General features: G+C 71.2%; 14 protein-coding genes. 7 read left to right on the top strand and 7 right to left on the bottom strand.

From position 1 onward, the window contains the following. Position 1: 1 nt before the first annotated feature. From gcvT to SAM23877_RS24705, 6 genes are all read left to right on the top strand, one after another. Positions 2-1,135, top strand: coding sequence for a glycine cleavage system aminomethyltransferase GcvT (gene gcvT / locus SAM23877_RS24730; protein ID WP_053137366.1), 1,134 nt, complete (start codon positions 2-4; stop codon positions 1,133-1,135). Between the two features lie 132 nt (positions 1,136-1,267). Further along, the gene (gcvH, locus tag SAM23877_RS24725; RefSeq protein ID WP_053137363.1) at positions 1,268-1,645 is read left to right on the top strand and encodes a glycine cleavage system protein GcvH; all 378 of its coding nucleotides are present in this window, start codon (positions 1,268-1,270) and stop codon (positions 1,643-1,645) included. Between the two features lie 15 nt (positions 1,646-1,660). After that, positions 1,661-2,923, top strand: a complete 1,263-nt coding sequence (glyA, locus tag SAM23877_RS24720) for a serine hydroxymethyltransferase (RefSeq protein ID WP_053137360.1) — start codon at positions 1,661-1,663, stop codon at positions 2,921-2,923. 97 nt (positions 2,924-3,020) lie between these two features. Further along, entirely contained in the window at positions 3,021-4,388 is a 1,368-nt protein-coding gene (locus SAM23877_RS24715) for an L-serine ammonia-lyase (protein WP_053137356.1), read from the top strand. A 114-nt stretch (positions 4,389-4,502) separates the two neighbouring features. Next, entirely contained in the window at positions 4,503-5,936 is a 1,434-nt protein-coding gene (locus tag SAM23877_RS24710; RefSeq protein ID WP_053137354.1) for an MFS transporter, read from the top strand. Positions 5,937-6,064: 128 nt separating this feature from the next. Next, positions 6,065-6,622, top strand: a complete 558-nt coding sequence (locus SAM23877_RS24705; RefSeq protein ID WP_053137350.1) for a glycoside hydrolase family 25 protein — start codon at positions 6,065-6,067, stop codon at positions 6,620-6,622. Between the two features lie 7 nt (positions 6,623-6,629). Here SAM23877_RS24705 and SAM23877_RS24700 read toward each other — a convergent pair whose 3' ends face one another. Both SAM23877_RS24700 and SAM23877_RS24695 read right to left on the bottom strand, forming a co-directional pair. Continuing rightward, a complete protein-coding gene (locus tag SAM23877_RS24700) occupies positions 6,630-7,406 on the bottom strand; it encodes an NADPH-dependent F420 reductase (protein ID WP_079030410.1) in 777 nt (258 codons plus the stop codon). Positions 7,407-7,459: 53 nt separating this feature from the next. Further along, a complete protein-coding gene (locus SAM23877_RS24695) occupies positions 7,460-7,672 on the bottom strand; it encodes an EF-hand domain-containing protein (protein WP_053137345.1) in 213 nt (70 codons plus the stop codon). A 197-nt stretch (positions 7,673-7,869) separates the two neighbouring features. Between SAM23877_RS24695 and SAM23877_RS24690 the strand changes: the two genes are divergently transcribed. Continuing rightward, positions 7,870-8,562, top strand: a complete 693-nt coding sequence (locus SAM23877_RS24690) for a GNAT family N-acetyltransferase (RefSeq protein WP_053142838.1) — start codon at positions 7,870-7,872, stop codon at positions 8,560-8,562. Here SAM23877_RS24690 and SAM23877_RS24685 read toward each other — a convergent pair. The 5 genes from SAM23877_RS24685 to SAM23877_RS24665 form a co-directional block, all read right to left on the bottom strand. Continuing rightward, on the bottom strand, positions 8,516-9,124 hold the full coding sequence (locus SAM23877_RS24685; RefSeq protein WP_053137337.1) for an ADP-ribosyltransferase: 609 nt from the start codon (positions 9,122-9,124) through the stop codon (positions 8,516-8,518). The genes SAM23877_RS24690 and SAM23877_RS24685 overlap by 47 nt on opposite strands. Positions 9,125-9,220: 96 nt before the next feature. Further along, entirely contained in the window at positions 9,221-9,724 is a 504-nt protein-coding gene (locus SAM23877_RS24680) for an ATP-binding protein (RefSeq protein ID WP_053137334.1), read from the bottom strand. Positions 9,725-10,021: 297 nt separating this feature from the next. After that, a complete protein-coding gene (locus SAM23877_RS24675) occupies positions 10,022-10,789 on the bottom strand; it encodes an enoyl-CoA hydratase/isomerase family protein (protein WP_053137332.1) in 768 nt (255 codons plus the stop codon). Between the two features lie 95 nt (positions 10,790-10,884). Beyond that, positions 10,885-12,147, bottom strand: coding sequence for a L,D-transpeptidase (locus SAM23877_RS24670; RefSeq protein WP_174532253.1), 1,263 nt, complete (start codon positions 12,145-12,147; stop codon positions 10,885-10,887). Between the two features lie 142 nt (positions 12,148-12,289). Next, complete coding sequence (locus SAM23877_RS24665) at positions 12,290-13,516, bottom strand: L,D-transpeptidase (protein ID WP_079030409.1); 1,227 nt, start codon at positions 13,514-13,516, stop codon at positions 12,290-12,292. Positions 13,517-13,582: the final 66 nt, after the last annotated feature.

Raw genomic sequence — 13,582 nt, 5'->3', positions numbered from 1 at the left:
GATGAGCAGTACCGAACTCCGCCGCACCGCGCTCGACGCCACGCATCGCGCGCTGGGCGCGACGATGACCGACTTCGCCGGCTGGGACATGCCTCTGCGCTACGGCTCCGAGCGCGACGAGCACGTCGCGGTGCGCACCCGGGCCGGGCTCTTCGACCTCTCGCACATGGGCGAGATCACGGTCACCGGACCGGCCGCCGCCGACCTGCTGAACTTCGCGCTGGTCGGCAACATCGGCAGCGTGAAGCCGGGCCGCGCCCGCTACACCATGATCTGCCGCGAGGACGGCGGCATCCTGGACGACCTGATCGTCTACCGGCTCGCCGACACCGAGGCCGGCGCTCCCCACTACATGGTCGTCGCCAACGCCTCCAACGCCCAGGTGGTGCTGGACGCGCTCACCGAGCGGGCCGCCGGCTTCGACGCCGAGGTGCGCGACGACCGCGACGCCTACGCGCTGCTCGCCGTACAGGGCCCCGAGTCCCCGGCCATCCTGAAGAGCCTCACCGACGCCGATCTGGACGGCCTGAAGTACTACGCCGGCCTGCCCGGCACCGTGGCCGGCGTGCCCGCGCTCATCGCGCGCACCGGCTACACCGGCGAGGACGGCTTCGAGCTCTTCGTGAAGCCGGAGCACGCCGTCGAGCTGTGGCGGGCGCTGACCCGGGCGGGCGAGGGCGCCGGGCTGGTCCCCTGCGGCCTGTCCTGCCGGGACACGCTCCGCCTGGAGGCCGGCATGCCGCTGTACGGGCACGAGCTGACGACCGCGCTGACGCCCTTCGACGCCGGCCTGGGCCGCGTGGTGAAGTTCGAGAAGGAGGGCGACTTCGTGGGCCGCGCGGCGCTGACCGAGGCCGCCGAGCGCGCCGCCTCGAAGCCTCCCCGCGTCCTGGTCGGCCTGGTCGCCGAGGGCCGCCGGGTCCCGCGCGCCGGGTACCCGGTCGTCGCCGGCGGCGAGGTCATCGGCGAGGTCACCTCCGGCGCCCCGTCGCCGACGCTGGGCAAGCCGATCGCCATGGCGTACGTCGACCCGGCGCACGCGGCTCCGGGGACCCCGGGTGTCGGCGTGGACATCCGGGGCAGCCACGAGCCGTACGAGGTCGTGGCGCTGCCGTTCTACAAGCGCCAGAAGTAGACACTGGTCGGCGGGGCCCGGCCGCTCCGCGCGCGCCCCTTCCCGGCGCCCGCCGCCCACCAGGGGTTTCAGCAGTCCCCCTCGCGTCACCCCCCTCACCAGCACTCCCCCGCGTACAGGAGAATTCAGGCCATGAGCAACCCCCAGCAGCTGCGCTACAGCAAGGAGCACGAGTGGCTGTCGGGCGCCGAGGACGGCGCCTCGACGGTCGGCATCACGGAGCACGCGGCCAACGCGCTCGGTGACGTGGTCTTCGTCCAGCTCCCCGAGGTCGGCGACTCCGTCTCCGCGGGCGAGACCTGCGGTGAACTGGAGTCCACCAAGTCGGTCTCCGACCTGTACTCCCCCGTCTCCGGCGAGGTCACCGAGGTCAACGAGGACGTCGTCAACGACCCGTCGCTGGTGAACTCCGCGCCCTTCGAGGGCGGCTGGCTCTTCAAGGTACGGATCACGGACGAGCCCGCCGACCTGCTCTCCGCCGACGAGTACACCGCCTTCACCGCCGGCTGAGGAGTCACGGACCGCATGTCGCTTCTGAACACACCCCTGCACGAGCTCGACCCCGACGTCGCCGCCGCCGTCGACGCCGAGCTGGACCGCCAGCAGTCCACCCTGGAGATGATCGCCTCGGAGAACTTCGCTCCGGTCGCGGTCATGGAGGCCCAGGGCTCGGTCCTCACCAACAAGTACGCCGAGGGCTACCCCGGCCGCCGCTACTACGGCGGCTGCGAGCACGTCGACGTCGTCGAGCAGATCGCCATCGACCGGGTCAAGGCGCTCTTCGGCGCCGAGCACGCCAACGTGCAGCCGCACTCGGGCGCCCAGGCCAACGCGGCCGCGATGTTCGCGCTGCTCAAGCCGGGCGACACGATCATGGGTCTGAACCTCGCCCACGGCGGGCACCTGACCCACGGCATGAAGATCAACTTCTCCGGCAAGCTCTACGACGTCGTCCCCTACCACGTCGGCGACGACGGCCAGGTGGACATGGCCGAGGTGGAGCGCCTCGCCAAGGAGCACCGGCCCAAGCTGATCGTGGCCGGCTGGTCGGCCTACCCCCGTCAGCTGGACTTCGCCGCGTTCCGCAAGGTCGCGGACGAGGTCGGCGCCTACCTGATGGTCGACATGGCGCACTTCGCCGGTCTGGTCGCGGCGGGCCTGCACCCGAACCCGGTCCCGCACGCCCACGTCGTGACGACCACCACCCACAAGACGCTGGGCGGCCCGCGCGGCGGTGTGATCCTCTCCACGGCCGAGCTGGCCAAGAAGATCAACTCCGCCGTCTTCCCCGGTCAGCAGGGTGGCCCGCTGGAGCACGTGGTGGCCGCCAAGGCCGTCGCCTTCAAGGTCGCCGCGAGCGAGGACTTCAAGGAGCGCCAGCGTCGTACGCTGGAAGGCGCCCGCATCCTGGCCGAGCGCCTGGTGAAGGACGACGCCAAGGCGGCGGGCGTGTCGGTCCTGACCGGCGGCACGGACGTCCACCTGGTCCTCGTCGACCTGCGCGACTCCGAGCTGGACGGCCAGCAGGCCGAGGACCGTCTCCACGAGGTCGGCATCACGGTCAACCGCAACGCCGTCCCGAACGACCCGCGTCCGCCGATGGTGACCTCCGGTCTGCGCATCGGTACGCCGGCCCTGGCGACCCGCGGCTTCACGGCCGAGGACTTCGCCGAGGTCGCGGACGTGATCGCCGAGGCGCTGAAGCCGTCCTACGACGCCCAGGCCCTCAAGGCCCGGGTGAAGACCCTGGCCGACAAGCACCCGCTGTACCCGGGTCTGAACAAGTAGACACCGCGTGTCCGGGGCGCCGTGCCCGCCACAAGCGAGCCCGGCGCCCCACCCCCGAAGCACCACCTCTGCACCACCCCCGTATTGAGGAGTCCCCGTGGCCATCTCGGTCTTCGACCTGTTCTCGATCGGCATCGGCCCGTCGAGCTCCCACACGGTCGGCCCGATGCGCGCGGCCCGCATGTTCGCCCGCCGGCTGCGCAGCGAGGAACTGCTGGGCTCCGTCGCCTCGGTCCGGGCCGAGCTCTACGGCTCGCTCGGCGCCACCGGCCACGGCCACGGCACCCCCAAGGCGGTGCTGCTCGGCCTGGAGGGCGACTCGCCGCGCACGGTGGACGTGGAGACGGCCGACGAGCGCGTGGAGACGATCCGGTCCTCCGGCCGCATCAGCCTCCTCGGCGAGCACGAGATCGCCTTCTCCTACGACGACGACATGGTGCTGCACCGCCGCAAGGCGCTCCCCTACCACGCCAACGGCATGACGCTGTGGGCGCACGACGCGCAGGGTGCCGAGGTGCTGACCAAGACCTACTACTCGGTCGGCGGCGGCTTCGTCGTCGACGAGGACGCGGTGGGCGCGGACCGCATCGTGCTCGACGACACCGTGCTGAAGTACCCCTTCCGCACCGGCGACGAGCTGCTGCGGCTGGCCCGCGAGACGGGCCTGTCCATCTCCGCCCTGATGCTGGAGAACGAGCGGGCCTGGCGCGACGAGGACGAGATCCGCGAGGGTCTGCTGGAGATCTGGCACGCGATGCGGGCCTGCGTGGACCGCGGCATGTCCCGCGAGGGCATACTCCCCGGCGGCCTCAAGGTCCGCCGCCGCGCCGCGAACACCGCGCGCAAGCTCCGCTCGGAGGGCGACCCGCAGGCCCTGGCCATGGAGTGGATCACGCTCTACGCCATGGCGGTGAACGAGGAGAACGCGGCCGGCGGCCGGGTCGTCACGGCCCCGACGAACGGCGCGGCGGGCATCATCCCGGCGGTCCTGCACTACTACATGAACTTCGTCCCCGGCGCCGACGAGGAGGGCGTTATCCGCTTCCTCCTCGCGGCCGGCGCGATCGGCATGCTCTTCAAGGAGAACGCCTCCATCTCCGGCGCCGAGGTCGGCTGCCAGGGCGAGGTCGGCTCCGCCTGCTCCATGGCGGCCGGCGCGCTCGCCGAGGTGCTGGGCGGCAGCCCCGAGCAGGTGGAGAACGCGGCCGAGATCGGCATGGAGCACAACCTCGGCCTGACCTGCGACCCGGTCGGCGGCCTGGTCCAGATCCCGTGCATCGAGCGCAACGGCATGGCCGCGGTGAAGGCGGTCACGGCCGCGCGGATGGCGATGCGCGGCGACGGTTCGCACAAGGTGTCCCTCGACAAGGTCATCAAGACCATGAAGGAGACCGGCGCCGACATGTCGGTGAAGTACAAGGAGACGGCGCGGGGCGGGCTGGCGGTCAACATCATCGAGTGCTGAGCGACGCGCGGGAGCACCGACCGCTCGTCTCACATCGTGACATGAGACAACTGAAAAATGAGACGCCTGAGATCGTGACGGTGCCAGCACCTTTCGCACGTGAAAGACCGAGACATGCCCGCACCAGCCTCAGGACCGTCCCCGGCGCCCGTCAACCCGCGCTCCCGCGTCCTCGTCGCCAGCCTCATGGGCACGACGATCGAGTTCTACGACTTCTACATCTACGCGACCGCAGCCGTACTGGTCTTCCCGAAGCTCTTCTTCCCGAGCAGCGACCCGACCACCGCGCTGCTGTCCTCCTTCGCGGTCTTCGGCGCCGCGATGGTGGCCCGCCCGATCGGGGCCGTCTTCTTCGGGCACCTCGGCGACCGGCTCGGCCGCAAGAAGACGCTGGTGATCTCGCTGCTCACCATGGGCATCGCCACGTTCCTGATCGGCGTCCTGCCCACCTACGCACAGGCCGGCTGGGTCGCCACCGCCCTGCTGGTGCTGATGCGCATCGCGCAGGGCTTCGCGCTCGGCGGCGAGTGGAGCGGCGCGGCCCTGGTCGCGACCGAGAACGCCCCCCGCGGCAAGCGCGCCCTGTACGGGACCTTCCCGCAGCTGGGCGCGCCGCTCGGCTTCATCATCGGCAACGGCCTGTTCCTGGTCATCGGGGCGCTGCTGCCCTCCACGGCCGGCGCCGACCCCACGCAGCCGTCCGACGCCTTCGTCGACTGGGGCTGGCGCATCCCCTTCCTGTTCTCGGCCGTGATGGTCGCGATCGGCCTGTGGGTGCGGTCGCGGCTGGTCGAGTCGGCCGTCTTCGCCAAGACCCGGGAGACCGGCAAGGTGCGCAAACTGCCGCTGGCCACCGTGGTGCAGGGCCACTGGAAGCAGCTGGTCCTGGGCACGTTCATCATGCTGGCGACGTACGTGCTCTTCTACCTGATGACCACGTTCTCGCTGAGCTACGGACGGGCCGCCGAGGACGCCGCCGTGCCCGGTCTGGGGTACAGCTACACGACGTTCGTCCTGATGATGATCTTCGGGGTGCTGTTCTTCGCCGCGTTCACCCTCGTCTCCGGCCCGCTCGCCGACAAGTACGGACGCCGCACCACCCTGATCTGGATCACCGCGGCGATCGTGGTCTTCGGTCTGGTCTGGGTGCCGCTGATCGGCCTGGGCACGCTCGGCGTGGTGCTGTGGCTCGTGCTCGGCTTCACGCTGATGGGCATGACGTTCGGCCCGATGGGCGCACTGCTGCCCGAGCTGTTCCCCACCAGCGTGCGCTACACCGGCTCCGGCATCGCGTACAACGTCAGCTCCATCCTCGGGGCGGCCGTCGCCCCGTTCATAGCGGTCGCCCTGTGGGAGGCCGGTGACGGCTCGCCGTGGCTGGTCGGCCTCTACCTCTCGGCGATGGCGGTGCTCACGCTGATCGCGCTGCTGCTCGGCAAGGAGACGAAGGACGTGTCCCTGGACGACGGAGAGGCAGCCACCCCCGACGCCGAGGCCGACACCGGCGCCGACGGCTCCCGGGCCGCGGTCGCCTCCTCCGCCCCCTGATCCGACCGGCGTTCACCCCTTCCGTACGCCGAGCGCCCCCGCGCCCGGCGTACGGCCGCCGATCCCGGGCATAACAACAACCTCCGTCCCCAAGGCACTTCAGCCCCACAGGCTACGAGGGAGTTCTCATGCTGCGCGGCATCGACGTGAGCGCGTACCAGTCCTCCACCTACGACACGGACGGCCTCTCCTTCGTCTTCGTCAAGGCGACGGAGGGCCGTTCGTACGTCAACCCCAAGCTCGCCGCCCAGACCAAACGGGCGCGCGACGCCGGACTCGTCGTCGGCTTCTACCACTTCCTGTGGCCGGGCAACCTGACCGCCCAGGCCGAGTACTTCGTCTCCAAGGCACCCGACCGGCCCGGCGACATCCTCGCCGTCGACTGGGAGACGACGGGCGAGGGCACCCACGCGAGCAACGCGGAGAAGGACAGCTTCATCCGGAAGGTGAAGGCGCTGCGGCCGGACAACCGGGTCGTGCTCTACTGCAACCGGAACTTCTGGCTCAACGTCGACACCACCTCGTACGCCGGCGACGGCCTCTGGATCGCCGACTACGTGTCGGCCGGCAAGCCCCGCATCCAGGCGAAGTGGCGTTTCCACCAGTACACCGACGACCCGGTCGACACGAACGTCGCGGACTTCGCGAGCAAGGCCGCGCTGAAGACGTGGGCCCAGGGAGCCTGAGGGCGGGTCAGCCGCGGAAGTCGGCCTGTCGCTCCGGGGACGCCTCCGTCAGCGCCTTGGAGACGGCCTCGGCGCCCTCGCGCAGGCCGTACACCGGGGTGCCGGGCTGCTGGCGCCAGGACTCGTCGATGCCGCCCGCGTCGACGGTGTCGAAGCCGAGTTCGTCGATCAGGGAGCGGACCTTGGCCTTGGCCGCCGCGTCGTCACCGGCGACCGGGAGGGCCATGCGGCCGGAGTCGCCGGACGGACGCGGGCGGTCCAGGATGTCCTGGGCGTAGGTGCCGTTGAAGGCCTTGATCACGGGGTGGCCGAGGTGGCGCTCGGTCCAGCGGCTCTCGGTGAGGCCCTCGTCCTCGATGGCGGCGATCCTGCCGTCACGCTGGCGCGGGTAGTAGTTGCCGGTGTCGATGACGGCCACGCCGTCGGCCGCCCCGTCGAGGACGCCGGACGGCAGGTCCGGGACCGCCTTCAGGGGGACGGTGACGACCACGATCTCCGCGCCGCGCGCCGCCTCCTCGACCGGTACGGGGGTCGCGCCGGTCTCCTCGGCCAGTGCGATGAGCGTGTGCGGACCGCGGGAGTTCGCCACCGAGACGTCGTGCCCGAGGGCGGTCAGCCGCCGGGTGAGGTTGCCGCCGATGTTGCCCGCGCCGATGATGCCGATCTTCATGATGCTGACTCGCCTGGCCTTCCGGAGGTCGTGTCGTGCGGAGTCCGGCGGCTCGCGCCGGTACTCGGTGCCAACACGCGTCCGCGACCGGGTGTTCCGCCCGGCGCCGGGCATGCCGCAGGGGCGCCCTCCGGGTGACCGGACGGGCGCCCCTGTTCATGGCCTCGTCACTTGTTCAGGTGAGCCCGGAACTCGTCGAACGACAGCAGCTTGTCCCCGTCGAGGTCACGGCCGGCGATGATCGCCTCGGCCACCGACTCGGTGACGTTCCAGTCGCCGCCCTGCGCCAGCGCGGTCTTGAACTCCGCCGCGGTGATGAATCCGTCACCGTCCGTGTCGATCCGGTCGAACTGCTTGCGTGCTTCCTCGATGTCCGCCACCGATCCGCCCCTCATTCCGTGCTCTGCTCGTCGGCCGGTCACCCCAGCGGACGCGTCTGACGCAGGTCAGATTAACCGCCCGCCCGCGGCCCCGGCACGGCGACCACCCCGTGCGCCCGCCGCCCCGCCCACGCCTCCCGTCTGGGAGTCTGGACCGTCCGGTGAGCGGGTGGAGACTCGGGGAGCGCGGCGTGGCGATGAGCCTGCGGGACATTCTGGAAGCGGCGGCGCGGGGCGTCTTCCCGGCGGCGGACGGCGGGACCACCGTGGTGCCGCAGGACGGGGCCCGCGACGCGGGCGTGATCGCCTTCACGGCGCACTCGGTCGTCTTCACGGACGAGGACCCGGGGTGGGTGCGCAGGACGCTGGACGGGCTCGGTTGCGCCCCCCTCGCCGCGACGATGAACGCCCGGTTCCTGGCCGCCTTCGCGGAGCGCACGGGGCGGACGACGGACACGATCGACGTGCTGCTGACCGGCGCTCCGCTCCCGGGCGGGCCGGAGACCGCGCTGCGCGAGGTCGCCGATCCCGGGCATCCCCGGGTGGTGGCGGCCCGCAGGCGGCGCGACGAGGTGCGGGTGTGGGCGGCGGACGGCGGGGTGCTGGTGCTGGGCCGCGGGGTCGCCGGACGGCTGGAGGTCGCCGTGGAGGTGGCGGAGGGGGCCCGGCACCGGGGGCTGGGGCGGCGCCTGGTGACGGCGGCGCGGCAGTTGGCCGGGGGTGAGCCGGTGTGGGCCCAGGTGTCGGCGGGGAACGCCCGCAGCCTGCGGGCGTTCCAGGCGGCGGGCTACACGCCGGTGGGGTCGGAGGCGTTGTTCCTCCGCCCTGAGCGGGCCGGGGAGGTCAGTGCCAGGGCTTGTAGTGCGGGTTGCTCTCGCACTCGCTCATGATCTCGGTCCTGGTCTGGCGGTCGACCGGACAGACGCCGATGATGTACTGCCGCTGGATGCCGCCGGGGAAGGCGACCTCGACCTGGTCGGCCCACTTGTGGGTGTCGCCGATGGTCTTGTTGACGTCGACGCCGCCGGGGGCGTCGACGTAGTAGTTGTAGCCGGACTTGTACCAGGTTTTGTACAGGTCGTGGTCGTAGGTCGTGGAGACGTACGGCGAGGGCTGGTTGACGAGGACGTACTTCTCGATGTCGTACTGGCCGTACTTGACGTCCTTGGCGTGGAAGCCCTCTTCGAAGACGACCTGCGGGCCGCGGCTGTCGCTGCGGTAGAGGGTGCCGCAGGAGGTGCGCCAGACCGGCTCGGGGGTGATGCGGTCGACGTCGACCTCGCGGTCGGTGGCGGCCTTGATGCGGTCGTCGACCTGGGGGCAGGCGGGGGCGGCCTTCGCGGGTGCCGCCGCGGGCGCCGCCTCGGGCACGGTGGCGGCCGAGGTGGCGAGGACGGCGGAGAGGGAGAGGACGGCGGCGGCGGCCCGTCGCCGCAGGCGAGTGGTGATCATGCGGGTACGATCCCGGCCGCCCGGCGCCGCGGTGCGGATCGTCACCCGTAGGCGGCGTGTTGGGCGAACGGGGTTGCGGGCGGCGGCGATGGGCCCTCAGCGGTCCAGGACCCGCATCTCGAACCAGGTCGTCTTGCCGCGCGGCAGCAGGTCGACGCCCCATCGGTCGGACAGCTTGTCGACGAGGAAGAGGCCGCGCCCGCTGATGTCCGTCTCCTGGACCGGCATCAGACAGGGCAGGCCGCGGGAGGGGTCGCGGACCTCGACGCGGATCCAGCCGGGGCGGCGCCGCATGCGCAGGCCGAAGATCCGGGCGCCGGTGTGGCGTACGGCGTTGCCCACCAGCTCGGAGACGAGCAGGACGGCGTCCTCCGTGATCCTGGGGCCCAGGTTCCACTGGCGCAGGGCGACGACCTGGGCCAGGCGACGGGCGGTGGCGGCGGACTCCGGGCGGGACGGCAACGGAACCTCGTGCTCTGTGGGGTTGCCGAACAACTCGAGCGCCTTCAGTGCGCGTTCGTCCTCCACCGCCGGCGACCAGCGCGCCGCGGTCGCACGTCCGGCTCCCCGCGGCTGTTCCGTACCCTCCAGCCCCGCCATGCCCCCATCATGGCCGCCCACGGGGGGTGCCGGGGTCGTTCCCGCGGAATACGCACCTGCGGGGGACGGGCCCGACGACGGCCGTTCGGCATATGCCACAGGCGATTCGGGGACCGGAACCGCCCCACTGACCTGCGCGGACGGCTCGGCCGGAGACAAGCTGCGGGCTCCCTCGACACGACGCGCTTAATGGTGCGTTAAGGCTGCCATAAACCGCCCCATCGAGGGACCCGGACCAGACACCGCGTCAACTGCAAGGGGTGAGGAGCGACTTCACGAGGTGTATACGGAGGCCTTTCAGAGGAACTTGGCCTTCCCCGGGCCCTCTTCCACGAAGCTGCGCATCCCGCGCTCGCGGTCCTCGGTGGCGAACAGGCCGGCGAACCAGTTCCGCTCCACGGCCAGACCGGTCTCGAGGTCCGTCTCCAGACCCGTGTCGATGGACTCCTTCGCCGCGCGCAGCGCGATCGCGGGCCCCTTGGCGAGCCGTGCGGCCCAGGCGTGCGCCTGCTCGTACACCTCGCCGGCCGGTACCACCCGGTCCACCAGGCCGAGGGCGAGCGCCTCGTCGGCCTTGACCTGGCGGCCCGTGAAGATGAGGTCCTTGGCCTTGGAGGGGCCGATCAGCCGGGAGAGCCGCTGGGTGCCGCCGGCGCCGGGGATCAGGCCGAGCAGGATCTCGGGCTGGCCGAGCTTGGCGTTCTCCCCCGCGATGCGGAAGTCGGCGCAGAGCGCGAGTTCGCAGCCGCCGCCGAGGGCGTAGCCGGTGACGGCCGCGACCACCGGCTTGGGGATGCGGGCGACCGCCGTGAAGGAGTCCTGGAGGGCGCGGGCGCGCACGATCATCGCCGCGTGGTCCATCGCCTGCATCTCCTTGATGTCCGCGCCCGCCGCGAACACCTTCTCGCCGCCGTGGATCACGACGGCGCGTACGTCCTCGCGGCGGGTGGCCTCCTCGGCGAGCTCCTTGAGCCGGTCCTGGGTGGCGACGTCCAGCGCGTTCATGGGCGGGCGGTCCAGGCGCAGCGTGCCGACGCCGTCCGCGACTTCCAGATGTACGGTCATGCCCAGCAGGTTAACGGGGACTAACGGGAACGGCCCCGGTGCCGTACCTCACATCGAGGGCACCGGGGCCGTTCGCCGTACCGTCGGCCGAGGGCTCAGGCCTTCCACTTCTCCCAGGACATGTTCCAGCCGTTGAGGCCGTTGTCCGGGGCGATGGTGGCGTCGTCGGAGTTCTTCACCACGACCACGTCGCCGATGAGCGAGTTCTCGAAGAACCAGGCGGCCGGCGTCTTCTCGTCCCAGCCGCCGCGCACGTCGCGCAGGCCGATGCAGCCGTGGCTGTCGTTGCGGTTGCCGAAGACGTCACCGCCCCAGTAGTTGCCGTGGATGAAGGTGCCGGAGGTGGACAGGCGCATGGCGTGCGGGACGTCCTTGATGTCGTACTCGCCGCCGTAGCCGACCGTCTCGCCGTTCATGCGGGTCACGGGGAGCCGCTCGGTGATGACCATCTGGCCGTTCCAGGTCTCGTAGCCGGGAGCGCCGGTGGTGACCGGGATGGTCTTGATCGTCTTGCCGTCGCGCACGACCTTCATCGTGAGCTTCTTGGCGTCGACGACGGAGACCTGGCTGCGGCCGACGGTGAAGGAGACGGTCTTGGCCTGCTCGCCGTAGACGCCGTCACGGCCCTCGACGCCGTCGAGGTCGAGGTCGACGGTGACCTTGGTGCCGGGCTTCCAGTACTTCTCCGGGCGGAAGTCGAGGCGGTCGTTGCCGAACCAGTGGCCCTCGACCTCGACGGCCGGCTCGGTTGTGATGCGGATGGCCTTCTCGACGTCCTCCGGGTTGGTGATGCCCCGGGAGAAGCGGACCGAGAACGGCATGCCGACGCCGACCTTCGAGCCGTCCTCCGGTGTGAAGGTGCCGACGAAGGTGTTCTTCGGCGTCAGGGTGGTGAAGCGGGAGTCCTCGGCGGCCGTGCGGCCCTCGGAGTCCTTGGCGACCGCGTGCACGGTGTAGGTGGTGGAGGCGGCCAGGTGGGTGGAGGGCGTCCAGGTGGCACCGTCGCCGGCTATCTTCCCGTCGACCTTCCCGCCGTCGGCGTCCTTGACCACGACCTCGGTCAGCTTGCCCTTCGCGGCGCCTATCCTCAGGTCGCCGCTGGTGTCGACGGCCTTCGCCCCGTCCTTCGGGGCGATCGTGACGACGGCCTCGGACTGCTTGCCCTGGGCCGCGGTGGAGTCCTTGGCGTTCTTGCCGCCGTCCCCGGACCCGGTGCCCGAGCCCGATCCGCCCCCGCCGCAGGCGGTGACCGTGAGCAGTACGCCCAGTGCCAACGCCGGCAGCGTCCTGCCGCGTCCCCTGCCGCCCCGTCCCCGGCTGCCCGCCGGCGACGCCCCCGATATCGGACGCACGTTCAACTCGTCTCCCCTCGCCGGGCCCGGTCAGGCCCGCACCCCAGTGCGCCCGCGCGCACCGGCGCATCGTAACCGCAGGCCAGGGGCGTCGGGGACAGTGCAAATGTCACTGTTCCGTACCGAGTTGCCGGGGCGCGCCTCAGGGTCACTTCACCGCGGTGCCCGCCTTCCACTTCTTCCAGTTCATGTTCCAGCCACCGAGCCCGTTGTCGGGGGCGACGGTCTTGTCCTTGCTGTGGACCACCTCGACGACGTCGCCGATCAGACTGCGGTCGAAGAACCACCCGGCCGGGGTGTCGGAACCGCCGCCCTTGTCGTCGCGCAGTCCGACGCAGCCGTGGCTGACGTTGGCCCGGCCGAAGGTGTCGGCGGGCGCCCAGTAGTTGCCGTGCAGGAAGGTGCCGGAGCTGGTCAGGCGGATGGCGTGCGGGACGTCGGGGATGTCGTACTCGCCGCCGAAGCCGACGGTGCGGCTGTTCATGCGGGTGACGTCGAGCATCTCGGTGATCACCATCTTGCCGTTGTAGGTGGGGGTGGACGGCGCGCCGGCGGTGATCGGCACGGTGGTCAGCAGCGTGCCGTCGCGACGCACCTGCATGGTCCGCTCGGCCGCGTCGACGAGCGAGACCTGGCTGCGGCCGACGGTGAAGGAGAAGGACTTGCGCTGGAGGCCGTAGACCCCCGGCGCGCCCTCGACGTCGCGCAGTCTCAGGTCGACGGTGACCTTGGTGCCGGGTTTCCAGTAGTCCTCGGGGCGGAAGTCGAGGCGGTCCTTGCCGAACCAGTGGGGGCGGATCTCGGTGGCGGGCTTCGCGGTCACCGAGACGGCGCGTTCGACGGCGGCCCGGTCGGTGATCTCGCGGCTGAACGACAGCGAGACGATCATGCCGGTACCGACGACCGAGCGGTTCTCGGGGGCGGCGTACGCGATGAAGCGCTCCTCGGGGACGTAGGTGGTGAAGGTGGTGTGCCGGGCCGAGCGGCGCGCGTGGCCGTCCAGGGCCACGACGTCGACGGTGTACTTCGCGGCGAGTGCCAGCCGGTCGTCGTCGGGCCGCCAGCTCAGGCCGTCGTCGGAGATCCGGCCCGGTACCGGTGTCTCCCGCGCGTCCTGCGACCTGACGACCTTCACCGACTCCAGGCGCCCTCCGGGCACCCGGACCGTCAGCTTCTCGTCCGGCCGGACGGCCTTGCTGCCGTCGTCCGGCGTCACCCGGATGACGTCCTCGGCGGCGGGGGGTTTGCCGAACACCCCGCCGATCCCACCGCCGTCCGAGGTGCATCCGGCGGCCCCGGCCAGCAGTCCTGCCCATGTCAGTACGGCGGCCAGAGCGGCCCCCGCGCGCCGTGCGCGCCCATGTACGTGCCTCACATCCACCCGTAACGACCGGTCCGCCCTGGGGAAACGTGAGTGCGAGCCATGCGGTGGGCAGAACAG

This window comes from Streptomyces ambofaciens ATCC 23877, from assembly GCF_001267885.1.
Lineage (GTDB): Bacteria > Actinomycetota > Actinomycetes > Streptomycetales > Streptomycetaceae > Streptomyces > Streptomyces ambofaciens.
This window is presented reverse-complemented; position numbering and strand designations above follow the sequence as displayed.